The organism is Bacteroides sp. 1_1_30, from assembly GCF_020982715.1.
Classification (GTDB): Bacteria; Bacteroidota; Bacteroidia; order Bacteroidales; family Bacteroidaceae; genus Bacteroides; species Bacteroides xylanisolvens.
Genome location: NZ_JAJKHN010000046.1, coordinates 1 through 25,559, shown reverse-complemented (window position 1 = coordinate 25,559; position 25,559 = coordinate 1). Strand labels below are relative to the sequence as shown.

At 44.9% G+C, this 25,559-nt stretch carries 22 protein-coding genes, 1 tRNA gene and 1 pseudogene; 12 read left to right on the top strand and 12 right to left on the bottom strand.

The genetic code is table 11. The features are described from left to right. Positions 1 to 83: 83 nt before the first annotated feature. Positions 84 to 953, bottom strand: a complete 870-nt coding sequence (locus tag LPH68_RS14670; RefSeq protein WP_151923254.1) for a DUF4373 domain-containing protein — start codon at positions 951 to 953, stop codon at positions 84 to 86. Between the two features lie 21 nt (positions 954 to 974). Beyond that, positions 975 to 1,376 carry a hypothetical protein gene (locus LPH68_RS14665; RefSeq protein WP_004302867.1) on the bottom strand — a complete coding sequence of 134 codons (402 nt, stop codon included), beginning with the start codon at positions 1,374 to 1,376 and terminating at the stop codon, positions 975 to 977. Between the two features lie 482 nt (positions 1,377 to 1,858). On the opposite strand from LPH68_RS14665, the gene LPH68_RS14660 reads away from it, so the two are divergent. Next, complete coding sequence (locus tag LPH68_RS14660) at positions 1,859 to 2,572, top strand: S24 family peptidase (protein ID WP_008775392.1); 714 nt, start codon at positions 1,859 to 1,861, stop codon at positions 2,570 to 2,572. Positions 2,573 to 2,646: 74 nt separating this feature from the next. On the opposite strand, the gene miaB is transcribed toward LPH68_RS14660, so the two are convergent. Next, positions 2,647 to 4,020, bottom strand: coding sequence for a tRNA (N6-isopentenyl adenosine(37)-C2)-methylthiotransferase MiaB (gene miaB / locus LPH68_RS14655; protein WP_149951348.1), 1,374 nt, complete (start codon positions 4,018 to 4,020; stop codon positions 2,647 to 2,649). Positions 4,021 to 4,356: 336 nt separating this feature from the next. Between miaB and LPH68_RS14650 the strand changes: the two genes are divergently transcribed. Both LPH68_RS14650 and LPH68_RS14645 read left to right on the top strand, forming a co-directional pair. Beyond that, a complete protein-coding gene (locus LPH68_RS14650) occupies positions 4,357 to 4,827 on the top strand; it encodes a ferrichrome ABC transporter substrate-binding protein (protein ID WP_151923253.1) in 471 nt (156 codons plus the stop codon). Between the two features lie 134 nt (positions 4,828 to 4,961). Beyond that, positions 4,962 to 6,461 carry an acetyl-CoA hydrolase/transferase family protein gene (locus LPH68_RS14645; protein WP_151923252.1) on the top strand — a complete coding sequence of 500 codons (1,500 nt, stop codon included), beginning with the start codon at positions 4,962 to 4,964 and terminating at the stop codon, positions 6,459 to 6,461. A 234-nt stretch (positions 6,462 to 6,695) separates the two neighbouring features. Here LPH68_RS14645 and dacB read toward each other — a convergent pair whose 3' ends face one another. The 3 genes from dacB to LPH68_RS14630 all read right to left on the bottom strand — a co-directional run bounded on the left by dacB (position 6,696) and on the right by LPH68_RS14630 (position 10,096). Beyond that, positions 6,696 to 8,102 (bottom strand): D-alanyl-D-alanine carboxypeptidase/D-alanyl-D-alanine-endopeptidase, encoded by a 1,407-nt coding sequence (gene dacB, locus LPH68_RS14640; protein ID WP_151923251.1) that lies wholly within the window; start codon positions 8,100 to 8,102, stop codon positions 6,696 to 6,698. A gap of 156 nt (positions 8,103 to 8,258) precedes the next feature. Further along, complete coding sequence (lpdA, locus tag LPH68_RS14635) at positions 8,259 to 9,602, bottom strand: dihydrolipoyl dehydrogenase (RefSeq protein WP_151923250.1); 1,344 nt, start codon at positions 9,600 to 9,602, stop codon at positions 8,259 to 8,261. Between the two features lie 41 nt (positions 9,603 to 9,643). Continuing rightward, positions 9,644 to 10,096 (bottom strand): PH domain-containing protein, encoded by a 453-nt coding sequence (locus LPH68_RS14630; RefSeq protein ID WP_087318029.1) that lies wholly within the window; start codon positions 10,094 to 10,096, stop codon positions 9,644 to 9,646. Between the two features lie 106 nt (positions 10,097 to 10,202). Here LPH68_RS14630 and nadB point away from each other — a divergent pair, with 106 nt between their 5' ends. After that, positions 10,203 to 11,774, top strand: a complete 1,572-nt coding sequence (gene nadB, locus LPH68_RS14625) for an L-aspartate oxidase (RefSeq protein WP_049701485.1) — start codon at positions 10,203 to 10,205, stop codon at positions 11,772 to 11,774. Between the two features lie 2 nt (positions 11,775 to 11,776). Then, complete coding sequence (locus LPH68_RS14620; RefSeq protein ID WP_118196237.1) at positions 11,777 to 12,052, top strand: DUF4884 domain-containing protein; 276 nt, start codon at positions 11,777 to 11,779, stop codon at positions 12,050 to 12,052. A gap of 157 nt (positions 12,053 to 12,209) precedes the next feature. Here the strand turns inward: LPH68_RS14620 and rbr are convergent, their stop codons facing one another. Beyond that, positions 12,210 to 12,788: a rubrerythrin gene (rbr, locus tag LPH68_RS14615; protein ID WP_087318028.1), complete on the bottom strand. Its 579-nt coding sequence runs from the start codon at positions 12,786 to 12,788 to the stop codon at positions 12,210 to 12,212. Between the two features lie 249 nt (positions 12,789 to 13,037). Here rbr and LPH68_RS14610 point away from each other — a divergent pair, with 249 nt between their 5' ends. Then, entirely contained in the window at positions 13,038 to 14,717 is a 1,680-nt protein-coding gene (locus tag LPH68_RS14610) for a SulP family inorganic anion transporter (protein ID WP_151923249.1), read from the top strand. A gap of 191 nt (positions 14,718 to 14,908) precedes the next feature. On the opposite strand, the gene LPH68_RS14605 is transcribed toward LPH68_RS14610, so the two are convergent. The 4 genes from LPH68_RS14605 to LPH68_RS14590 all read right to left on the bottom strand — a co-directional run bounded on the left by LPH68_RS14605 (position 14,909) and on the right by LPH68_RS14590 (position 22,645). Continuing rightward, positions 14,909 to 17,788 carry an Ig-like domain-containing protein gene (locus LPH68_RS14605; RefSeq protein WP_229129653.1) on the bottom strand — a complete coding sequence of 960 codons (2,880 nt, stop codon included), beginning with the start codon at positions 17,786 to 17,788 and terminating at the stop codon, positions 14,909 to 14,911. Between the two features lie 27 nt (positions 17,789 to 17,815). After that, a complete protein-coding gene (locus LPH68_RS14600) occupies positions 17,816 to 18,949 on the bottom strand; it encodes an acyltransferase family protein (protein ID WP_117683619.1) in 1,134 nt (377 codons plus the stop codon). A 77-nt stretch (positions 18,950 to 19,026) separates the two neighbouring features. Next, the gene (locus LPH68_RS14595; RefSeq protein ID WP_117683618.1) at positions 19,027 to 21,351 is read right to left on the bottom strand and encodes a family 20 glycosylhydrolase; all 2,325 of its coding nucleotides are present in this window, start codon (positions 21,349 to 21,351) and stop codon (positions 19,027 to 19,029) included. A gap of 106 nt (positions 21,352 to 21,457) precedes the next feature. After that, complete coding sequence (locus LPH68_RS14590; protein WP_230296965.1) at positions 21,458 to 22,645, bottom strand: DUF5014 domain-containing protein; 1,188 nt, start codon at positions 22,643 to 22,645, stop codon at positions 21,458 to 21,460. A gap of 428 nt (positions 22,646 to 23,073) precedes the next feature. On the opposite strand from LPH68_RS14590, the gene LPH68_RS14585 reads away from it, so the two are divergent. Beyond that, a complete protein-coding gene (locus tag LPH68_RS14585) occupies positions 23,074 to 23,286 on the top strand; it encodes a hypothetical protein (RefSeq protein ID WP_004327294.1) in 213 nt (70 codons plus the stop codon). 399 nt (positions 23,287 to 23,685) lie between these two features. Here the strand turns inward: LPH68_RS14585 and LPH68_RS14580 are convergent, their stop codons facing one another. Continuing rightward, the gene (locus tag LPH68_RS14580; protein ID WP_004327295.1) at positions 23,686 to 24,105 is read right to left on the bottom strand and encodes a helix-turn-helix domain-containing protein; all 420 of its coding nucleotides are present in this window, start codon (positions 24,103 to 24,105) and stop codon (positions 23,686 to 23,688) included. 135 nt (positions 24,106 to 24,240) lie between these two features. Between LPH68_RS14580 and LPH68_RS14575 the strand changes: the two genes are divergently transcribed. The 5 genes and pseudogenes from LPH68_RS14575 to LPH68_RS14555 all read left to right on the top strand — a co-directional run. Then, a complete protein-coding gene (locus LPH68_RS14575; RefSeq protein WP_004327296.1) occupies positions 24,241 to 24,432 on the top strand; it encodes a hypothetical protein in 192 nt (63 codons plus the stop codon). Between the two features lie 10 nt (positions 24,433 to 24,442). Then, positions 24,443 to 24,525 (top strand) — tRNA-OTHER (locus LPH68_RS14570). A 26-nt stretch (positions 24,526 to 24,551) separates the two neighbouring features. Beyond that, positions 24,552 to 24,752, top strand: coding sequence for a hypothetical protein (locus LPH68_RS14565; RefSeq protein WP_004327297.1), 201 nt, complete (start codon positions 24,552 to 24,554; stop codon positions 24,750 to 24,752). Next, positions 24,742 to 24,963, top strand: coding sequence for a hypothetical protein (locus LPH68_RS14560; protein WP_005932418.1), 222 nt, complete (start codon positions 24,742 to 24,744; stop codon positions 24,961 to 24,963). Before LPH68_RS14565 ends, LPH68_RS14560 begins: the two co-directional genes overlap by 11 nt. Positions 24,964 to 24,978: 15 nt before the next feature. Continuing rightward, positions 24,979 to 25,559: pseudogene (locus tag LPH68_RS14555) on the top strand (kinase); the annotation flags it as partial.

Here is a 25,559-nt window from a genome sequence, read left to right as displayed (position 1 = left end):
AATTCATTAATATAAGAAGTTGTTGTTATATCACTAATTTACAACATATTACACAACGCAGCAGCATCATAACCCTTATTAATTCAGTTATTCAGGACACTCAACAAATAATGACCGGGCAGTTTGATCTTTCCGGCACTTGCCCGAATGACACCGAAACCCTTCCAAACCTTACCACCGATTTCTCCGTAATTACTTTTCAGTACGATTGCATACTGTTCAGAGGGAGGAATATGATAAAGGCGAAGGTTATCCAATAGTCCGGAAAGGTTGCGCGGGTGTCCGTCAGCAGGAGCTTGCATCCGGTCAATATCCGACTGTGTCAGTTCGTGTTTCTTCTTCGCCGGTTTTCTGTTAGAAAAATCTCCTCCTTCTTCTCCCTCATCCCCTCCTTTGGGCAAAGGAGGGTTAGGGAGGATGTTTTCTTTCCTTTCTTTTTCTTTTCTTTTTATGAAGGTGCTTTTTGTTGCAGTACCCGGGGATTCTGTTACAGTATCGAGGGTTTGCGTTACAATATCCGGGGTTTCTGCAACAGCATCCGGAAGGGTGGAGTGTACGGTTTCCTCATCCGGCAGCAGACAGTAGTCCGGAGAAATATGACAGCGGCTGCGGCGTTTAGTGATAAAAAGGAACTGCCGCTGAATGTCGGCGGAAGTCAGGATGCCGTAACGTTCGTAGAGAGAGGAATCGAAGAAACCGTACTCCACAAACAGACGAAGCACCCGGCGGACACTATCGTTATCCGTGCTGAAGAGCTGGTCGGAGAGTTCGTCATAGAAGTCATCATCGACATGAATATAATAACCCTCGCCCGAATATAGATAAGACAGGGTATAGAGCAGGATCGTGAAGGCGGAATCGCCTTCACGCTTCATCACACGGCGTACGACACGGTCGTGCATAAAATCGGTATTCAAAGGGAAATAGTCAAGCCCTTGTTTTATTCGTCCCATGATATAAATTGTTTTTATAAATCAGTCTGCCAATTCTAATTTTGATCCTGATTTTGATTCTAATTCCAATTCAAAGACTGATTCGGATTGGAATTCAGAACCTGATTCGGATTCAAATTCCGATTCACGGACTTTCCGCCTTTTCCGTTCAATGCTGGCAGCTACGGTTTCAAGGGCATGCAGAATAAGTTCCCGCCGCAACGTGGGATCTTCTGTAGAGGTAATTACCGGATAACTGCTTTCCCTGTTGCATGCCAGGGAGCGTTTCTCGTTCTTCCGGTGGTTCCGGCTGACAGTTTTACGACATTCCTTACAGTAGTTGCCGGGAAGACCGGTTTTCTTATTGATATAAAAGGCACTTGCCGGAAGAGAGCGTTTGCAACATCCGCAAACGCACAGTGTTTGTACTTTTGAGCTTTTCATTTTGTTATCCAATTATAAATTATAAATGCTAGTTTTTATCAGTCAGGTCTGTAATCATTCAAATACGGAGTATTCGTATACAATATGTTATCCTTTTGTTATCCTATTGCCAGGTATTAACATCTGGCGTTTCAGATATTAATGGTTAGAGAAATAGCTATTAACACTTGAGAGAATAGCTGTTAACAGGTATCAGTAAGCTTTCCGCAGGTGGCGGATGAGAAAATTTCAAGTTTTTTGTGTTTTTCTTGAAGTATTGCATGGCATATCCGTTTTTAATTTATATTTTTGAAACGTTTTCTATTAATCAATGGGACAAAGATAGAATATTTTTCATAAATAAAATAGCGATTTTCAATATTAAATCTCAACTATTTCACAAATCATTGATTATAAACATATAGTAAACATATTTTTGAGGCAGCCATTTTTATAGCTGTCATTTGTAAATCCGAGATTAGTCTTTTAAATAAAAAAACAGAATGGATACAAATTTGGATGTATTAGGTATCATCAAGCGTGCCAAACAGGCATTGAACTTAAAGAGAGACAGCGAACTAGCTGAATACCTGGAAGTTTCGAGAGCAACAGTTACCAATTGGGGAGCACGAAACAGTATTGATTTCCGTCTGCTGCTTGACAAATTCGGAGACAAGGTGGACTATAACTGGCTATTATTGGGAAAAGGAAATCCGAAACATCAGCCGAGATTTTGCCAAAGCGAGCTGGTACAGGGAGAAGTCGAAATTATACACAATCCGAAAACGCCCGAACCAATAGACGACCGTAGCGTGACATTATACGATATTACGGCGGCGGCGAACCTGAAAACATTATTCACCAACAAACAGCAATATGCACTGGGGAAGATATGGATTCCCAATATTTCCGTCTGCGACGGGGCGGTCTACGTCAACGGAGACAGCATGTATCCCATACTGAAATCGGGAGATATTATCGGATACAAGGAAATTAGCAGTTTCGACAACGTGATTTACGGGGAAATATACCTGGTGTCGTTTATGATTGACGGAGACGAGTATCTGGCGGTGAAGTACGTGAATCGTTCGGAAAAAGAAGGGTATCTCAAGCTCGTGAGCTATAATACTCATCATGAGCCGATGGATATTCCATTCGCGTCCATCAATGCGATGGCGATTGTGAAGTTCTCCATCAGGAGACACATGATGATGTAAGTTTTACCACAAAGAATGCAGAAGACACAGAGTTTCAAGGAAGAAAAAAGACCTCCGTGTCCTCTGTGGTGAAATCAGATTTCTTCCCCCTTCAGCGTAGCCGAGCTGGCCTCCGTGACACGCACATTAACGAAATCACCGACACGGTGCGTACCTCTGTCGAACACCACCACACGGTTCTGCTCCGTACGGCCGAACAGCTGGTCGCGCGAACGCTTGGAGACTCCTTCCACAAGCACTTCATACGTTTTACCGATGCAACGCTGGTTGGATTCGGCAGACAGACGGTTCTGCAAAGCGATAATCTCGTTCAGGCGACGGACTTTCACCTCTTCGGGCACATTATCTTCGAGATGCTTGGACGCATACGTTCCCGGACGTTCGGAATATTTAAACATGAAAGCAGCATCATATCCACATTCTTCCATCAGCGAAAGTGACAAGGCATGATCCTCTTCCGTTTCAGAATGAAAACCGGAGAAAATATCGGTAGTCAGTCCGCAATCGGGGACGATACGTTTGATAGCTGCCACCCGGTCCAGATACCACTCACGGGTATACTTACGGTTCATCAGTTTCAGAATACGCGAACTGCCGCTCTGCACAGGCAGATGGATATGTTTACACACATTCGGAACTTGCGCAATCACTTCCAGCGTTTCATCACTCATATCCTTCGGATGGGAGGTCGTGAAACGAATACGCACTCCCGGAGCAGCCTCGGCCACTGTTCGGAGCAACATCGGGAAAGTAACCACTTCGCCTGTCGGTCTTTCAAAACGGTAAGAGTTGACGTTCTGCCCCAACAGGGTGACTTCCTTATAGCCTTTCGCCACGAGGTCTGCTACTTCATTCAGGATGCTTTCTACGTCACGGCTGCGCTCGCGTCCACGAGTATAGGGCACGATACAATAGGTGCAGAAGTTATTGCAGCCACGCATGATGGATACAAAACCCGAAATATGATTGCCGCAGATACGCGACGGAATCACATCCCGATAAGTCTCGGTAGTAGATAGTTCCACATTGATTGCTTTTTCACCGGTTTCTACGGCCGCAATCAGGTCGGGCAACGTCAGGTAAGCATCCGGCCCCACAACGAGGTCTACATGATGATTCGTTATCAGATCATCCTTTACCCGTTCGGCCATACAGCCCAGTACACCTACAATCAGATGCTTTTTCTTTTTCTTCAGCGAGTGGAAAAACTCCAGGCGATTCAGAATCTTCTGCTCCGCATTGTCGCGGATGGAACAGGTATTCATAAACACGGCATCGGCTTCCTCCAGCGTTTCGGCTACGGAATAACCCGCCATTTGCATCACCGAGGCAATCACCTCACTGTCGGCTACGTTCATCTGGCAGCCATAGGTTTCGATAAACAACTTTTTGTTGTCATCCTTCATTTCAGTTGCGGATTTAAAGTCCGCTCCCGTTAATTCGTTCATACTCAAATCTTAGTTTAAAAATTCGGATGCAAAGATACGGCTTCGCTTTCAATAAGTAGTGAATTGATATCAAAATAACGCAAAAACTTATGATTTGGCAAGCAAATTTGTAATTTATGTTAAGAGAATAAACATTTTTAGGCGATATGCTTGGCATATTTAAATTTATTTTTCACATTTGTGCAATGAAAGAAACATTAGATTTTTTCATAGTTAAGGTTTAGGTTAAAAAAATTAAGGGGAGCTGTGAAGCTGCCCTTTTTTCATAATAAAATGTTAGCCTGAACCAGATAAAATACGTAACTTTGGCAGATAACTAATTAGCAGTGAAACACAATGGAAGATTTTTTGAAATTTCTCTTGATAGCAGGTGTCATTCTTGTGGGAATATTCAAAGAGGTGAATAAGAATAGTAAATCGAAAAAAGCTAAGAATAAACGCCCCGTTTCCCCGATGCCATCCCCCGTTGAAGTAGCTCCGGATGCAGTTCCTATGCCCGAGGCATGGGGTGGCCCCAAGTCGCTGGAAGAATTATTCCAGCCTAAACCCCTGAAACAGACGCCACCGCAACAGTCTCCCAAACAGGCGGCGAAACCAGCGGCGCAGCAGAAAAGAAAAAAAGAAGAAATATCCGTTTCCGCATCCCTGGCAAACAGTGCCGCGCAAGATAAACGAAATTCCCAACAAGGTTCTCATTATAACTCTCACACCGAATCAACTGATAACGAACATGATTTCACGATTCACTTCGCAGAAGAAGCCCGCCGCGCTATTATCTGGGGAGAGATACTTCAACGGAAGTATTGAGAGAGCCCGTAAACTCATTGAGTTTCGAATCATTATGTGACGAGTCATTGCCAAGCATTGGTACAAGGCCGTACAAACAGAGAATTAATTATCAATAAAAATATCAACTGTATTTAACACGAAATTTACTATTTATGTCACTCAATCGTATTTCGGCAGCGGAAGCTGCAAGCCTAATCAAACATGGCTACAACATCGGCCTAAGCGGATTTACTCCCGCCGGAACGGCCAAGGCTGTAACAGCCGAACTCGCAAAAATTGCTGAAGCAGAACATGCGAAAGGAAACCCGTTTCAAGTAGGAATTTTCACAGGCGCATCGACAGGGGAATCCTGTGACGGCGTACTGTCACGTGCCAAAGCCATCCGCTACCGCGCTCCTTATACTACCAACGCCGACTTCCGCAAAGCTGTGAACAACGGAGAGATTGCCTACAACGACATACACCTCTCACAAATGGCACAGGAAGTGCGCTACGGGTTCATGGGCAAAGTGAACGTAGCCATCATCGAAGCCTGCGAAGTAACTCCGGACGGAAAAATTTATCTGACTGCCGCCGGCGGCATCGCCCCGACCATCTGCCGTCTTGCCGACCAGATCATCGTGGAGTTGAACAGCGCACACAGCAAATCCGGTATGGGTATGCACGACGTATACGAACCGCTCGACCCGCCTTACCGCCGCGAAATACCGATCTATAAACCGAGTGACCGTATCGGACTGCCTTACGTTCAGGTAGACCCGAAAAAGATTATAGGCGTAGTGGAAACCAACTGGCCGGACGAAGCGCGTTCTTTCGCTGCCGCTGATCCGTTGACCGACAAAATCGGCCAGAATGTTGCCGACTTCCTTGCAGCCGACATGAAACGCGGTATTATCCCGTCCAGTTTCTTGCCTTTGCAATCGGGTGTAGGAAACATCGCCAACGCTGTACTCGGTGCATTGGGACGTGATAAAACGATTCCTGCATTCGAAATGTACACAGAGGTAATCCAGAATTCCGTGATCGGATTGATTCGCGAAGGACGCATCAAATTCGGTAGCGCCTGTTCACTGACTGTTACAAATGACTGTCTGGAAGGCATCTACAACGATATGGATTTCTTCCGCGACAAACTGGTTCTCCGTCCGTCGGAAATCTCAAACAGCCCGGAAATAGTACGCCGCCTCGGTATCATTTCTATCAATACAGCCATCGAAGTTGACCTGTACGGCAACGTAAACTCTACCCATATCGGCGGAACAAAAATGATGAACGGTATCGGTGGTTCGGGAGACTTTACCCGCAACGCTTACATCTCTATCTTCACTTGTCCGTCTGTGGCCAAAGAAGGGAAGATCAGCACGATCGTACCGATGGTATCCCACCACGACCACACGGAGCACGATGTCAACATCGTTATCACCGAGCAAGGTGTTGCCGATCTTCGTGGCAAGAGCCCGAAAGAACGCGCACAAGCCATCATCGAAAACTGTGCACATCCTGACTACAAAGAGCTTCTTTGGGATTACCTCAAACTGGCCGGTAACCGGGCACAGACTCCACACGCTATTCAGGCTGCACTTGGTATGCACGCAGAGTTGGCTAAGAGTGGCGATATGAAGAATACTAATTGGGCTGAATACTCAAAGTAAATATAATATATATAGTATAGAATTTACAGTATTCGATTCAAAACAAGTATAATTGTATTCTCTGGTAAACAAAATCCTACGATTTTTGCTTATTAGAGAATACAATTGTCTTTTTATAGAAGAATCAATAAAGAGCCCTCCATGGAAAATAGTACCTGCCCCTTGACAACATAGAAATCGGATTCAACAACGGAATTCCACTTTGGTTGTACGGGCTAATGTATTCATATCAGCCTATTTCCCAATAATCACCTCACACACCTTATCCTGAAATGCTCTCGCTTTAGCCGCCGAAAGCACATTCTGGTTCATAATGGCAAAGGCTACTTCATGTCCGTTTTTCATCTTCAGATAGCCCGCAAGCGCATTTATTGCCGTAAACGAACCTGTTTTGGCATGAACATTCCGGAAGGCAGGAGTACCTTTCATCCGGAATTTCAATGTTCCGTCCACTCCGCCAACGGGAAGAGATTTATATAACATCTGAAACACCTCTGTTTGCGAGTACGCATATTTCAGAAAGTCCACCAGCAGGGCAGGAGAGAGGTAATTATAATTGGACAGTCCGCAACCGTCGGCAATCTTATAGTCTTTCGGGTCATGCCCCAGGCGACGGATCAATTTCATAATCTCGACAATACCATCTTCGGCAGCCACCTGCTTCTTTCCCGTAGCCTGGGCTCCTAAGCGACAGAGCAATGCTTCCGCATTAAGATTATCACTCTCTTTCATCAACTGGTTCAGCACTTTCTGCACGGAAGTATTCCAGCAAGCCATCCGTTCTACAGTCACACTATCACGAGGCAATTCGGCAAAACCATACGACTGGGGAGTCGTGATTCCTTTCCCACGAAGACGCTCCAGGAAAGTATGCATAAAAAAACGGGGAGAATCGTAGATGTTTACATCGTCCTTTCTGATCGAAGTGACATTGCCCGAAACGAGGAGATTATTGCCATTCGTCAGCCAGTCTCTCGTGAAAGAGAATCTTCCGGCAGAAGAGGTACGTGTTTTCGTCTGATTCGTCACTGTATAATAGGAGGATACAGGTTGACAGGAAACACTTGCAGTATCTCCCTGCACTGTAGAGGGAACGACAGAAACCTGCACAGTCCCCTTGCAAAACATCAATGGAGAGAGATAGGGCTGATAGCCCGCAGGGGTATCGTCCCATGCCCATCCACTACCCCAATAAAGAGAGTCTTTCATCGAAACATCGCCGTACACCTGTCCGTTAATCACCGAAAAAGGGAAAGTGATTACCTCTTCTATCAATGAATCCATCGACTGGCTGTTAAATTCAGGATCGAATCCGCCTACCACATACAGGTTGCCTTGCAAAGTATCATGTTCTATCACGCCATCGTGCCATACTTCCGTGCGGAAAGGTTCGGCAGCTTCGGGGCGGGAGAGGGCGGTAATAGCCGTCAGCAGCTTCATTGTAGAGGCAGGACGGGAAAGTTTCTCCGCACGATAGTTATAAAGTGATTTCTTAGCCGTCAGATCGTAGACGGATATGCCGACCTCGGATGCTTCGGGGAGCATCTTCTTGATAAGCGAATCTATCCGGGAGAAATTTTGTTGTCCCCAAAGTGGCAACAAACAAACTGAAAGGGTGACCAACAAAAGACTTTTTTTCATACAATACAGTTTATGATATCAACAAATGTACAATGACACATCACCATACAAACTATTGCCAATAAGGCCGGAGTGATTATATATTTTCTCATCATATATTTGATTTTATCAGTAAGATACCCGCATCAATGAACGATCGCAGATATCGGAATCCCTTTATAACACTTCCCGGAAAATCTCTCCTACCGTAGGATGCGGGAAAACAATCTTTTTCCATTGCGCTGCCGTCAATCCGAGCTCAATGGCAGTGCCCGCAAGAGTGATAATCTCCGAAGCCGGATTGCCCAATACATGGGCTCCAATCACCCGTTGCTGTTCATCCAACAATACTTTGCAGACTCCGTTCACGCCCTCATTCTCCGCCACAAAACGACCGGAGTAAGCCATCGGAAATTTGATAACCTGATAAGTGATACCTTTTGCCAACGCCGATTCCTCCGTTTCACCCACTCCGGCAATCTCCGGATTGGTATAGACTACGCCCGGAATAGCCCGATAACTCATGGCATCTTCCTTTCCCAAGATGGAATGTACGGCAACTTCCGCTTCACGAACAGCCGTATGGGCGAGCAAAGAGAATCCTGTCAGGTCACCACAAACATACACGCCCAGCACAGAAGTCTGCATCTTTTCATTAACTCTGATAGCGCCACGCTCTGTCTTCTCCAAATTCAAGTTTTCGAGCCCGAAACCTTTCGTCACCGGGCGACGGCCGACACTCATCAACAGCTTTTCTGCAATGACACTGCCGTTTCCCTCCGCGTTCTCATAAGAAACAACAGCCCCTTCTTCCGTTTGCGACAAGCCGACCACTTTCGTACTAAGCAGGAATTTAATACCTCGTTTGGCATATTCCGCACGGAGCAAAGCGGAAAGCTCCTTATCCATTCCACCCAGGATTTCGTTCATCATCTCAACCACTATCACCTGTACTCCCAAACTATTGAAGAACGACGCAAACTCCATACCGATTACCCCGCCACCAACAATAGCCAGAGAAGCCGGCAATTCTTTACTGTCCAAAGCATCCCTGTGCGTCCAGTAGTTCACCGCGTCCACTCCCGGAATAGGAGGAATAAAGGTTTCCGAACCCGTACATAATATCAGATTCTCTCCTTCGTAAGTCTCTTCCCCGCAGCGAACCGTATTTTTATCAATGATCTGCGCTTCTCCTGATACAATTGTAACATTGTTGGCAGTCAGCTTCGCTTTCACTCCCAGCACCAGTTTACGCACTACCTTACTTTTACGCGCTATTATCTTAGGCAAATCGAAAGAGACTTCCGGGATATTGACTGCATACTTTGATGCATGTTTTGCACTGTCATAAGTCTTTGCCGAATACAACAATGTTTTCGTAGGAATACAGCCTTCATTCAGACAGACACCACCCAGACTATTCTTTTCGATAAGCAATACGCTCAAACCGCCTTTACCGGCAGTTTCGGCAGCCGTATATCCCGCAGGACCGCCACCAATGATAATTACTTGATATTTCATAGTATATAATCAGTTAATCTTTTCATTATTATCAAAACATGCTACGATTCATCCGCTTGAGAGTCTACAGGGTCTATTGCCTCCGTGGCCTTTATTTTCTTTGCGAACATTCTCTTTTCGAGTAGTTCTGCAAATTCCTGTTCCTTGACAGGCATCACCGAAACAAACTTCCCTTTTCCGTATTCTATCAGGATATAATCCGTCACCGAGAAGCGGCCGAACTTCATGGAATGGTATTTCCTGACTGCGGTAATTTCGGAAAGCGGGATGATCTTCTTGCGAATAAAACGACCACGTGAGACTTCCAGATCACCGTTTGTTGTCAATGTATAAGTAGTGTGTATAATTTGTTCGATCACTACAATCAGCATCAACATAAACAGTACCGCCACTAAGATATACTTACACCACAATGCGCCGACGGCATTCACAGTAAGCACCACCAACAGGAAATATTGGTACCAGGCGATGCGGGCATGAAAAATTCGATTCATTTTGTCAGATTTTTGCCTGCAAGGTAGCAATTTTATGAATTAGTGACAACGAAAAGTACAACGAAGTAACTTATTTTGTAGCTTTGCGGTGAGAAATAACAAGATTATGGTAAGAAAATTCGATTTCCTCGTTATCGGTTCCGGAATTGCCGGTATGAGTTTTGCGCTGAAAGTGGCGCACAAAGGTAAAGTTGCTCTTATCTGTAAAAGTGGGCTGGAAGAAGCCAATACGTACTTCGCCCAGGGAGGTGTAGCCTCCGTCACCAACCTTCTGGTGGATAATTTCGACAAGCACATTGAAGACACAATGATTGCCGGCGATTGGATCAGTAACCGTGCCGCAGTAGAAAAGGTAGTGCGCGAAGCTCCCGCACAAATTGAAGAACTGATTAAGTGGGGAGTGGATTTTGACAAAAACGAGAAAGGCGAATTTGACTTGCACCGCGAAGGCGGACACTCGGAGTTCCGTATTCTTCACCATAAAGATAATACGGGAGCGGAAATTCAGGACAGCCTGATTAAAGCCGTACAACGCCATCCGAATATCACGGTCATCGAAAACCAGTTTGCCATTGAAATCCTGACACAGCATCACCTGGGAGTGACTGTAACCCGCCAGACACCGGACATCAAATGTTATGGTGCTTATATCCTCGATCCGAAAACGGGAAAAGTAGATACCTATCTTGCCAAAGTGACGCTGATGGCTACCGGTGGAGTAGGAGCCGTTTATAAAACAACCACTAACCCGCTAGTCGCTACCGGAGACGGTATCGCCATGGTTTACCGTGCCAAAGGTACGGTGAAGGATATGGAGTTTGTACAATTCCACCCTACCGCCCTATATCATCCGGGAGACCGCCCTTCTTTCCTGATAACGGAAGCAATGCGTGGTTACGGAGGTGTACTGCGTACAATGGACGGCAAAGAGTTCATGCAGAAATATGATCCCCGTCTTTCACTCGCTCCCCGTGACATCGTGGCACGCGCCATCGACAACGAGATGAAGAACCGTGGAGACGACCATGTATATCTGGACGTCACCCACAAAGATCCCGAAGAAACAAAGAAACACTTCCCCAATATCTACGAGAAATGTCTTAGCCTGGGCATCGACATCACGAAAGATTATATCCCGGTAGCCCCGGCCGCCCATTATCTCTGCGGAGGTATCCTTGTCGACTTGGACGGACAATCTTCCATCGAACGTCTTTATGCCGTGGGAGAATGTTCCTGCACAGGATTGCATGGAGGCAACCGCCTGGCTTCCAACTCACTGATAGAAGCAGTCGTATATGCCGACGCTGCCGCCAAACACAGTCTACAAGTGGTCGATCAATATTCTTATAATGAAAATATTCCCGAATGGAATGACGAAGGAACCCGTTCGCCGGAAGAAATGGTGCTCATTACGCAAAGTATGAAGGAAGTGAACCAGATTATGAGTACGTATGTAGGTATTGTCCGCAGCGACCTCCGTCTAAAACGTGCCTGGGACAGACTCGATATTATCTACGAAGAGACTGAAAGCCTGTTCAAACGCAGCGTAGCGTCCAGAGAAATCTGCGAATTGCGTAATATGGTGAATGTGGGTTATCTGATTATGCGCCAAGCAATGGAGCGTAAGGAAAGCCGCGGATTACATTATACGATAGATTATCCTCACGTGAAGAAATGATTATGAAAACATTGATTCGGACCTTTATTCTTTTCTTCTGCATAACGGGACTAGTTTCCTGCTATGCAGGTATTCCACTGAAAAGCGGAAAATCAGAAAATAACCAGACTTATGAAGTCAGTTATCTGTTCGAGCACGACGGAGTGAAAGTGTACCGTTTTCTCGATCTGGGAAACTATGTGTATTTCACGACCCGGGGAGATGTAACCAGTATCAAGAATGATTCAACGGAAGAGAGGACGATTACTATTTATAAAGACAGTATACCAAACCGATAACGAAAAGAGGCTGTCTAATTAGTCTCTTTTTAACGATTTCACCCCTATCAGCAGTTCAAATAATGACTCTGACAGGGGTGATTTCTTTTTTTCGGGGCATGTTAGACAGCCTCTTCCTTTATTTAAATCATTCGAGATTTATCTATTCATCCGTAGATTAATAGTTTTCCTTCTTCACCTCGAAATAAGCCTGTGGATGCAGACATGCCGGGCAAACTTCAGGAGCTTCCTTACCGATTTCAATGTAACCGCAGTTACGGCATTGCCATACCACTTCGCCTTCTTTAGCGAATACAGTCATATTTTCGATGTTATTTACGAAGGCAAGATATCTTTCTTCGTGACCTTTTTCTGCGATGGAGATATTGCGGTACATAGCAGCAATCATCGGGAAACCTTCCTGTTCTGCCACGTCGGCAAAGTGAGGATAATCCAGTGACCATTCTTCATGTTCACCCGCTGCGGCAGCGCGAAGATTTTCAAGTGTATTACCAATTACACCGGCCGGATAGCTGGCAGTGATTTCTACCATACCGCCTTCGAGGAACTTAAACATACGTTTTGCATGTTCTTTTTCCTGATCGGCAGTTTCAGTGAAAATAGCTGCAATTTGTTCGTAGCCTTCTTTTTTAGCCACACTTGCAAAATAAGTGTAACGCATTCTTGCCTGTGATTCTCCTGCGAATGAAGTCAACAGATTTTTCTCTGTTTGAGTTCCTTTAATACTCTTAGCCATAATTCTATATATATTTTAAATTGGTTGATTACCAAACGTAACTTGTCGTACTATTTATAACGCAAATATAAGCCATTTGTTCACAATAAACCACCTTTTCTTAATGAATAAAAACTATCACCTCATTGATGAAATCTATCAACAGACAAATAGTATGTTCAAAAACATACTTATTTCGATTATTTTATCTAATTTTGCAACCTCTAGTTTGCAAAAAAGTACAGAGTACACGTATAATAACATCTAAAAATGAAGCTATTTGAATTTAAACCCAAACTGGTTTCTTGTCTAAAGAATTATTCGAAAGAAACGTTTATGGCGGACCTGATGGCCGGCATCATCGTAGGTATCGTGGCGCTTCCACTGGCTATCGCTTTCGGTATCGCTTCGGGAGTTTCACCCGAAAAAGGTATTATCACCGCTATCATTGCGGGATTCATCATTTCCCTGTTGGGAGGCAGCAAAGTCCAGATCGGCGGTCCTACAGGAGCATTTATCGTCATTATTTATGGCATCATACAACAATACGGCGAGGCCGGACTGATTGTAGCCACGCTGATGGCGGGCGTACTCCTTGTATTATTAGGAGTGTTCAAGCTGGGAGCGGTCATCAAATTCATTCCTTACCCTATCATCGTCGGATTTACCAGCGGTATCGCCGTCACTATTTTCACGACCCAGATTGCCGATATTTTCGGTTTATCTTTCGGAGACGAGAAAGTGCCGGGAGACTTCGTCGGGAAGTGGCTGATTTATTTCCGTCACTTCGACACGATCAACTGGTGGAATACCATCGTTAGTATTGTCAGCATTATTATTATCGCCATCACTCCGAAGTTCTCAAAGAAAATTCCCGGCTCGCTGATTGCCATCATCGTAGTGACGGCAGCTGTTTACCTGATGAAAACTTTTGGAGGGATCGACTGCATCCAGACAATCGGCGACCGTTTCACCATTAAATCGGAGTTGCCCGATGCCGTTGTGCCTGCGTTGGATTGGGAAGCTATCAGGGAATTGTTTCCGGTAGCTATCACCATTGCCGTATTGGGAGCTATCGAATCGCTGCTGTCTGCCACTGTAGCCGACGGTGTGATAGGCGACCGCCACGATTCCAATACAGAATTGATTGCACAGGGAGCTGCCAATATCATAGCTCCTCTGTTCGGAGGTATTCCTGCCACCGGAGCTATCGCCCGTACCATGACGAATATCAACAACGGAGGTAAGACACCGATAGCCGGAATCATTCATGCAGTAGTATTACTGTTGATTCTGCTCTTCCTGATGCCACTCGCACAATATATCCCGATGGCATGCCTTGCCGGAGTACTGGTCATCGTATCTTACAACATGAGCGGATGGCGTGTATTCAGAGCTTTACTGAAGAATCCGAAATCGGACGTTACCGTACTGCTTATCACGTTCTTCCTGACCGTTATCTTCGACCTGACTGTCGCTATCGAGGTGGGACTGGTGATTGCTTGCGTCCTCTTTATGAAACGTGTCATGGAGACTACCGAAATCTCAGTGATTACCGATGAGATTGACCCGAACAAAGAATCGGATATTACCGTACACGAAGAAAACCTGATGATTCCCAAAGGTATAGAGGTATACGAAATTAACGGCCCTTATTTCTTCGGCATCGCTACCAAGTTTGAAGAAACAATGACACAACTGGGAGACCGCCCGAAAGTACGTATCATCCGTATGCGCAAGGTTCCGTTCATCGACTCCACAGGTATTCATAACCTGACTGCTCTCTGCGAAATGTCGCAGAAGGAAAAGACTACCATTATTCTTTCGGGAGTCAACGAGAACGTGCATAATGTACTGGAAAAAGCCGGATTCTACGAGTTGCTGGGAAAAGAGAATATCTGCCCGAATATCAACGTAGCATTGGAAAGAGCGAAAAGTCTGGTAGAATAACGCTGTTTATCAGTTACTTGCAAGCTATATATACCGTGCGTATTGGACATATAGATCCAATGTGTACGGCATATATGATCTGCGTGTTGGAGCTATATACCCAACACGCAGCATCTATATTTCCTGCAAACAGGACATTATCATCATTTATTCTACCACGCTGACCTCTATTTGATACAACCTCACCTCTTTTATTTCAGAGCCATGTTCTTGTTTTCCTTATAATCAAGCGCACGGTTTATAAGCTTCAACTGTCCGAGAGCATTCTCTAATGAGGCATTTATAATAACCGGAGTTGCTTTAATACCCGGATTCACTATTGCCACATCATAAGCCGACTGTTCCAATTCACCATCCAGATAGATTTTCAACATTCCATTCTTCTCACGACATAAAGACACAATGCACTCTTTATTATTATTAACAGGTTGCCTGGAAACTACTTTCACCCCTTTTACCACGAATGTAAGCCGTCCTTCCGCATCCAAATCTACCGAAATATCTTTTCCCTGACGCAACAAGGAAACGGCATTCTTATCAGTTTTCAAACGGAAAGACAGGTTGAAATCCCCGCCACCACTGATTCCCGTCAGAACAGGTATTTCCTGATTCTCAAAATAAAGGAAAGAGGTGCGTAATGCTTTTGTATTTCCCGCGTCATCTTTTACTCCCGAAATATTCAGACGATATTTATTATCCTTTTCCATTTCACGAGCCAATGCCAATGTCACAACACGCCTGTCCGCAGAAATCGAAGTAGCGGTAATCTCATTCCCCGAAACAGAGAATATTCCGTCTTTCAGCATCACAGGTTCATTAAACTCAACAGTCAGGGAAGTCGGAGAGGTCGTCTTAACTATCCGCAGGGCAGGGGCTTCCTTATCAGGCACGGTACTGAATTTCCAAATCCGCACCTCACCCGGCTGCAAACTTAGGGAGATTTGTTCGCCATAGCCGAACAAATGATCCTTTGTATCCTCTTTTTGTTCACCTGCCCGATACGTCCACACCGAGGTACGATACAAGCCTTTCAACCCTTCGGGCATTCCGATAATACGGTCGAGGGTGAAGTCAAACTCTTTCACCTCATCAGACGGGTTGCGGACAGAAATAATCCCTTCCTGTCCCGACCATGCCGAATAACCGTAAGGAGTTCCTTTTGCAGGAGTCTGCCCTATCAGTTTGGCATGCTTCAGGATTTCATAGTTATCATTAATCCAATGGAGTACATCGGCATTTATGACCCATTTCTGTCCCTCGTTCATCATATTATAGCTATAATAAAGCTCCCAAAAAGCAGTGCCGCGGGTAGCCATCATCATCAGGTACGTACGGAATTCATCATCATTCATCTTTCCGGCAAGATTGGCGGTATTGCCATAAATCGGGTCGTGGTTATAAAGATGCGCCAAAGGGAACTGGAACGCACGTGTCTTCACAAAATCGAAATAGCGGTCGTCCCTGTAAGACAAGAGCTGGTCGAGTTGCGACAGGCGTTTTACATTCAGCCGTCCGATATCCTGCGAGTTCTGCATCCACACGGAGTTTCCCCATTGCAGGAACCACGGGCTGGGGTTGACATAACACGTCAGGTTAATCCATAAATCATTTCTTTTCTCCCCGCGCTGGTTGCGCATGGCTTGAAATATATCAATCCAGCGTTCCCAATGCTCGGTGACATAGTACATCCCCTGATAACCTCCGGAAATATAATTCCCCTGCGGGTCGGGTTGCGGCGGACGTGCAGAAAATCCGTCCAATTTCCAATAATTCACGTCAAACCGTTGCTGGCAGTCCAGAAAGAACGTCTTCAGTTTCTCGCAATACACCTTATGATTGGTGCAAATATCACTTGAATTGCGGTTCAGCTTTCCATTCCCGTTTTCTTCCAGAAACCGGGCGAACTTGATAAAATAATTATAGCCGCCACGAGGCCCCAGCCACAATCCACAATCGGAAGAAAGGCGGTGCGACAAGTCAGAAGGCGTAAACAGTTCGTTCGGGAATTTACTGTTGAACGACCAGAATTTGGCCTTGTTCTCTTCCTGCCATGGACCGTAGGCATTCCAACCGTCATCCATCACATAAGAGTCAATCGGACGAACACCATTCTGCGTCAGTCCGCGTTCTACTTCACGGAAAGAGTTGAGGATATTGTTCTCATTGATGTTCAGCATAAAATCATACCATGAGTTGTACTGAATACGGAAGCCGACCGGGACAGCAATATCATGGATATAACTGAAAAAGTCCGTCTGAATAACATCCATATCCGTACTGCGGGTAGCACCGATTACTTCTTTCCAGGTGGTAAACGTACCACTTTCTCCAAGACGGCCTTCCGAAGCAAGCATTTCAAAGCTCTTTCCCGAATAATAACGGATACGCACCTTCTGACTGTCCTCAATCTCCGTCTCCGCAGCCGGAAATTCAAGGCCGAAGAACATCCCCTGTATATACACCGGCTGTCCCAAAGAAATGTAATATCCACTGATACCGCCCACTCCCTGCTCCATTACCGGATGCGTCCAAACGGCATATCCTTCGGGAAGATTCATCGGTTCGAAATCAATATAATCCAAACGCGCCAGGTGGCGTTGCGAATCGGGGACAGTTATTTCCAGATATTTCCTCATATAGTGCTTCCCTTTTTCCAGTTCAAGAACCATATCCACCTGCCAGTCCACCCCTTGGTGACGGAAATTCTTATAGTGGAAAATCAGCCGCTTACCGTCTTTCCCTTCTTCCGCAACCTGTATTTCCTGCAATGAAAGAGCGGAAGAATAAATATCCGAAGCCAGCGAATCCGCAGTTAACGTACGGATAACGAACTCTTCGGAAGCTACTTCGGGAAGAATACGGATTGCTTCACTGCCCGTACGTTTATTCTCAATCACCCGTGTACGGACTTTGCCATCCGCCAGTGAGAACTCACGGGAGAGGTATTCATTGCCAATCGTCACCGTACTTTCCGTACGGGCGATATAGACCTCTTTCTTATCAGCCGCCATCATGGAGACGGAATATCCCCCAAGCAACACCAAAAGAAAACATATTTGTTTAATCATCATATTCTTTTTATTTAAATCGTTATTTCATCAAACCTTTAAAAATAATCCGCGCTTATACATCGCCCCCAACAGGAAAAAGACAATCAGATAATTGGCGAAAGTAAGCCATACGGAATAATAGCCACCCAGATATTGTTCGAGCCCGTAGCTGACCGAAGCGGCAACGCAACGGAAATTCACGACTTCACCCAACAGATAAGCTGTTATGGAATTCATGCCATACACTTTCAGCCAGTCCAATCCCCGGGTATGTCCCTTGTAATCAATCCAATAATAGAACAATGCCATCAATAGAAAACAATATCCGCCGGAAAGCAGCGTCATACTACCTGTCCAGATACGCTTGATAACAGGCATCTGCAAACTCCACAGCAATGCCAAACCTACAAGAGCAAGTCCGACAACCAGCAGCATCTGTACCACCTTTTTCCGGTTCGCCTTCCCCTCTTTCATTATCTTTCCGGCAAACGCTCCGAGCATGACAGTCACTCCGAATGTCAGGCTACTCCATATCCATGTATAGTTGTAGTATGGCGAGAAGCTCCAGGTTCCGTCCTCATTCCAAAATACCCCATCCCGAAATCGACCCAGGACGTACCTGTCCACTTGTTCCGCAAAGTTTCCTGCAGGTGTAAAATCACCCAGGAACGTCATCGGAATCCAATAGGCGAGAAGGAGCAACAATGTGATCCCTATCTGCCACTTGAACGGGAAGTGCAACTGAATAACCGCAGCAATAAAATAACCGACGGCAATAGACTGCAACGTATTGGAATACAAATAAAGATGCTGGCTATCAAGCCCCAACAAATTGCCCTGTACAATCATCCCGAAAATAAACAACAGGATAACCCGCTTTAAAATCCTGCGATATACAGGCCAATAACTTCCGGTAGTACCTATGTATTTCGACAATGAAAACGGCATGGAAGCTCCTGTCATAAAGAGAAAAAGCGGCATCACCAAATCCCAGAAACGGAATCCCTCCCAAACCTCATGGTCAAACTGGTAGAGTATGCCGTTAAGAAACGGCAGGTTCATCTGCCGCACCAACGCTGCAAATACAGGTTGAAAAAAGACCAAAAGAAATAAATCAAAACCTCGCAGAATGTCCAATGAAGCAAGACGGGTGGAATTGTTTTCCGGTAATTTGTTCTTCATACGTATAACTTTTATATTAACTTGATTATCGTCTTATCCAAATGTCGCTTTATCCATACACGCCTAGCTGACTTGTCTTATTCCAACATCACTTCGTCAAAAAAGATTCTCGATGCCTGTCCCGACCGCACATGAGATGCAGGACAAACTCCCGGACCTTTGGCGCTCACACGTACATAACGCCCTTGTGTGCCTCCCAGTTTCAATGGCAGGTTTTCTATAAAATTCCCTTCGCGGAAAATCTCTTCAGGCGTGAAGCTTTGCATGGCGGCTTCGCGGAAGTTGGAGTTATCATCCGAGACTTCCACTTTCACGGATGCCGGCTTATGGATAGCCATTCCATTGTTCGTGATGCATCCCAATGTCAATGTGTTCAGCACTTCCGGCTTCAACAAGTCAATTGTGAAAGAGACAGAATCATTGTTCGTCCATGAGCACCATTCGAAATCCGAATATTTCAGGCTCCCGCGTATTCCATTCGTCAGGAGCTTTTCAGCCGGGTTGATTCCCAGTACGGGTTTGGCAGTGGCCAGATTCCACCGGACAGGAAGTATTAATGTCTTTCCCATCTGTCTACCCTGCGCAAAAGTAGCACTTTTCAGAGTAAGTGTCTCTTTTACAGGTACTTTTCTTTCGTAGAGCGGTGAGGTTGCCGTAGGTTCGCTGCCATCCGTCGTATAATGTATCTCCATGTCGGGGCGGATACATTCCAGTTCCACTTCAAGTATTCCGTCGTTTGGAGTTACCGTATGCTGGATATTGTACATCGAACGAGCATAAACGATGCCTTTAGCTGTCAGATGTTCATTATAGGCATCCAGCCCTTTCAGGAACGAAGTCCAGTCCTTGTGTGCGGGCTGTGTCCATGCCACTTCCGCCAGGGCGGCAAGACGGGGAAACACCAGATAATCCACATCTTCCGGTTTATTGCAAAACTCCGTCCACATGGATGCCTGTACGCCCATGAGCAAAGAAGCATATTCCGGTTTCCAGTCCGCCTGCACCGGTTCGTAGTCGTAGACATCTTTCAGCGTGTTATTGCCGAAATAGGTCTGGGGTTCGAACCATTGCGGGCCTTGATAACGAATCAGGTACATGATGCGGGCAGGCGTCATAATGAACTGATGTCCTTTTTCCGCAGCTTTCAGAGCAGCCGCACCGAATCCGCGCCAGCCTTGGATAATAACGCCTTCCGGTAGGAAGCTGCTGTTTGTCAGTTCGTCCCAGCCTATCACTTCACGCCCTTTGCTACGCACATAGTCGCTCATTCGTTTCATAAAATAGCCTTGCAGATCTTCTTCGTTGGCGAGATGCTCTTTTTTCATCCGTTCCTGACAAAGCGGGCATTTTTTCCAGTACCCTTTCTGCGCCTCATCTCCTCCCAGATGAATATATCGCGAAGGGAAGATTGCCATCACTTCGTCCAGAACATCTTGCAAGAATGTAAAGACAGTATCTTTTCCGGCACAATAAATCACTCCCGAATTACTTCCACCCAAACCCGGAACAACTCCAATGTAACAGTTTACTACGGGGCAGACCAGTTGCGGATAGGCAGCCAGTGCAGCGTTGCTATGAGCCGGCATATCTATTTCGGGGATAATTTCTATCTGACGGTCGGCGGCATAGGAAACCATTTCTTTAATATCTTCCTGTGTATAAAATCCACCTATAGGAGTGGGTTCACCCGGTTCGGCGTTACGGCGGAAATAGAAAGGAACGTCCATGCGGTTCACTCTCCATGCTCCCACTTCCGTCAGGCGGGGATATTTCTTGATTTCCAGCCGCCAGCCGTTATCATCCGTGAGGTGGAAATGAAGGGTATTGATTTTAAGCATGCCCATACAGTCGATGATACGCAACACATTTTCTTTGGGAATAAAGAAGCGGGCTGCATCCAGCATCAATGCCCGATAGCCGAAGCGCGGTTCATCCTGAATGGTTACTGCGGGAATACTCCATTGGATATTCTCAACCTGACGATTGCCTTCGACAGCCGACGGCAACAGCAGACGGATGGTCTGCAGTGCATAGAAAAAGCCTTTTATATCGGATGCCTTTATCTGAATCTGCTCAGGAGTAACCGCCAACTGATAGGCTTCGCTTTTTAAAGAAGAGTCAGTCGTAAAACAGACATGACTCTTCTCACTACTACCTATTGCCAACTGCGGGGTGATCCCCGAGCTTCTTTTTAATAAGTTTATAAAGTTGCGGACGATGACAGCCTGCTCGTGGTTCTCTACCGAAAACAAGGTTCGGGCGGAGAAGGTGAAGTTACCCTCGCCCGGCACAACCTGCACCGGACGGGGGACTATTGAAATAGGGGGTGATGTCAAGTTGTCCGCGCATGCACCCGATACGGATGCAAACAGCATACAAATGATTAAGATGTATTTCGTCATGGTTTGATAGTCAGTTGGTTGTTAAAAAAATCGCAAGTACCTCTTCCGCCCCTTTTTATGGAAGCCTTACAAGGCACTTGCGAAATTTAATTAAGACAGTTTGTGATTAATAGAACTTCGTTTTATTTCTATTTCTCTTATTCTCATACTCCTCTACCGAAGATTTATTTATATAAGTACGAACCCAATCAATCTCCATACGGGGAATAGCATCGTTATCCTTATCGCGGTCATAATTATCAAAAGCTGCAAAGCCAGCATCCCAATGCGACTCAGGATTAGGACTCCATACACCACCTGTTTCTGTACCATTTTCCTTACCAAGCGCCCATGGACTGGGGGCTCCCATCGTAAGAATAAACTTAAGCCCCTTCAGATTCTTTTCATTTGTAAAAGTCCACTCTTCCTCAGTCCACTCACTCTTCTTTAGGCATACAGTTTCTTCGCCATTAATCCCTAATGCAACCTCAGTATCAGAACGCCATTCCAACCAATAAATATTCCAATTTCCCATCTCTATCGTGTTATTGGCAGTCTTACTATTCTTATTAGTAGCAGTAGGTCCACCATGGAATGTCTGATGCGCCCTGTTTCCAGTGGCAGGGCCGACCGGATTTTCAAGAATATCAATTTCCGAATAAGTCGGTTGGCTAGCAGAATTATCGGACATCAACCAGATACCCATATTGAAGCCATTACGCTGCCCACGGAGACGGGCACGGACTTCCATTCTGCAACCGACTGATATCAACTGGCTGTTAGACTTCCATGTAGAACCTGTCCCACAGGCATAATAAGCAGAACTACCATAATCCCTCGTACCTTTTGCCGGTGCCGTAGCCTCCGATTTAACTTTCATCTGCTTCATCTGCAAATAGCCTTGTTCTGTGATATTGGAGAACTGCTCATTGATACAAGCAGCATGAGTCTGTACAATAACCGTATTTTGTGGTGCCAGGAACCCAGGTATCTTATTTCCAAAAGAATTGTTATTAGTCCACATATCGCCGGAATTTCCAAAACTATGGAACTCCCATGCATTGTAGAACTTCCAACCTGCCTTGGCCAATTCAGCATTCGGATGCGGATCCATTTCCTTTATTTCCTTTGCCTGTCCATATTGTGCAATAGCTGCAGTCAATTTAGCACTTGAAGCAAACGCAATCCCAGGCTGATCATACACCCATCGTTCATCATCAATTTCACTTCCCTTTTTAGCCTCAAGGTCGTTCATCGTAATTTCCAACTTTCCATTATCCAACGGATGGATACCGGAAAGGGTAGTAAAATTCAAAATCAGTGTTTCAGTCTGGGTAGGTTCTGTGTAAGGGGGGAGAAACGATGCGTGTCAAAGTTCGGTCGGTCTGAAAATATCTGATTGCTTTGGTTTTCAAAGCGTTAGAACGGGGTAGGAGTGAGCTGGGTGGAAAAACGAAGCGTTTACATCGCTTTACATCGAGCTTACATTTGAACCTTGTTTGAACGCCGTTCAAATGAATCTCTTTACATTAGGAGTGGAGTAGGGGAGAATTCAGGCAGTATGGTATTATTTCACTCCGATGCTTTGCCCAGGCCATACTTCCATATACAAAGATAACCAAATGGTGTAATTTATGCAAGTGGAGTAGGGGAGCGCTTCGCTTCTCTCCTATTTTTATTTATTAAAATTATTCCATATAGCTGATATTTGGTATATTTGCAGTGAAATAAATACTATATATCATGAGTAAAGTTATCCATGTACATTTGATTTTTGAGAAAAAGAACATCTACTTTGGTAGTATATCGGCCATTTTTGAAACTCTGACGGAGAAACAGGTCGGAATCACTAAGAGTAGTCTTTTACATGCTGGACTGGTTGATGACATTGCCAAATACACGAAACGTGCAATGATTATTCAGTCTCGCTTGATAACATGTACCAGAAAGGGATAAAATGCCTTAGAACGCAATTAAAAGCCGCAAAAGCGGCTTTTTTTGCCCTTATAAGTGTCAAACTATGATGGAAGGCTGTATTTATCCGTTTGAACGCTTTGAACGTCTTAAAAAGTGGAAAGGTTATTCACTTGCTTATTCATTTGGTTATTCATTTAAGCTATTACAAAAACGAAATGTTTTGATTGCTTATTCATTTGGTTATTCATTTTTGTGCCTATTTTGTTCTAATAAAACGGGGAAATATCTTTTTTTTATTTGGTATTCATCGGTTTTTATAATATTGTAGGGGGTAAATTGTATATAGATAATATTTATTTACTCCCCTGTATTTTTATATATTCTGCTGTAAAATAGTGATTTAACTGTTTTTACCTCCCTTTCCCCATAAAACACGTTTTAGATGGCATTGGCAACCGTAGAATCGCTTGCATCCGAAACACGCCCCGACTTGTCCTGTTTAAGTTGTGTAATTGTCTGTTTGAGCATCCCTATTTCCTCTGCCATTTCTCGAATGGTGGAGTCTTTTTCCCTTAAAACATCCAGAAGCTCCCTAAAATTATTGTTAGCTGTTTCTGGAGGAGCTGTTTCCGTTACTACTGGTGTAATTTTTTCGGCTTCTATATCTTTTAAAAGAAAGTCGTCGATTGATATTCTAAAAAACTTAGATATTTCACATAACAAACTCAATTTAGGTTCTGTATTACCCAGTTCATAGTTTGACATTGTACCTTTTTTGATGCCCAGAAACTCAAATTCATCTAATTTAAGTCCCCTACTCTCCCTTAGATATCTAAGATTCTTAGAAAAAACGCTCATAAATCTAAATTATTTGGATTAACACTTTGTTGTCTAAGAAACTTAGACTATATTTGCCACGTGATTAAAGTTTAAACACGCCCCAAAGCTACAAAAAAGGCTTGAGGTAACAATGAGAATTTAAAAAGAAGCAAAATGGAAGTAAAATTTAAAAAGGGACAAAGTGTGAGAATCACCAAGAGAAATGGTGAGATCATTGATGGTATAGTTCGTGACTGGGATTATAACATTTGTACGTTCGTGCGGGAATATAATATCGATTATATGAAAAATGGTCAGGTTTGGACTGTAATATGTGTTCCGGAGGATGCGATAAAGGAGCTTTAATAATTTTCTCGGGCAGTTAGTTCAGCTGGTAGAACAAACTAAACTCCTATAATGGAGAGGTTATGGTCCGCGGTTCGAATCCGCGACTGCCCACTACGATAATTTAAATATTAGATAGTATGAAAGAACGAATAGTTGTAGAATACGGTGAGGTGAATAAAATTGCCGAACTGATGGGCTGTACAAACGTGATGGTGAGTCATGCGCTTGCCTTCCGTAAGAACAGCAAACTGGCCCGTTCCATTCGTAAGCTCGCCATTGAGCGCGGTGGATCCAAAGTAGGTGGTAATCCTCAAAATACAAGTAGCCATGAAAAATGATTTGATGACATTGTTCAGCGACCAGCTGCACTGGTTTGCTCGTCTGAAACGAAAACAGCGCTTTTGCGTGCTTTACTTCTGTATGAGTTTCGGGATCCTGCTCTCTATTTTTTTTATTAATCCGCTGCTGGAACTTCTCGTAGTGTTGAATTTCGGGATCTCCGTGCGGCTGCTGAAGAAGCATGTCCCTTTGAATGATTTAGAGGATTGATAATCAAGCTGGGAGATGGAATACTTTGATAATATATTGTGTGTAACTTACAAAGAGTTGCTGGATATAATGCCCAAAGGCACTTTGAATAGCCAGCTGTCCCGAGAAAAACTGGATGTCGTTTCCCGTGGCGGTGGTGAAAATAATCCGGCTCTGTATGCCTATTCCTCCCTTCCCGAGAAATACAAGAAACGTTGGGTTGAGCGTCATGGCGAACCCGAGAAACAAATGAGACAGGAAATGATCCGTAACATAGTGAAGAAAGACGAGAAGGCCGAGAACTTTTTCGAGGATTACCGTTACGACAAGAACGGTGAGATGGTCGCTCTTCCCGAGGATGTGAAGAAGGAATACACCTGGAACGCTTCGGTGCTGAACGCGTTGATGGAAGAGTTCAAACGCTTGAGTTCATCCAATAACAAGCTGACCGGTTTCCGCCGTAACCTTTGGGAACTTCTGCTTGTCACGAGTGAGGAATGGCGTCCGGTGTACGGGCACAGTCTTCCGGGCAGTGTGGGGCGTTTGAAAGCCCTGATAAACAAGTTCCGTCCCGACAACTACGGTGTGCTTGTGAGCGGTAAATACGGCAACAGCAA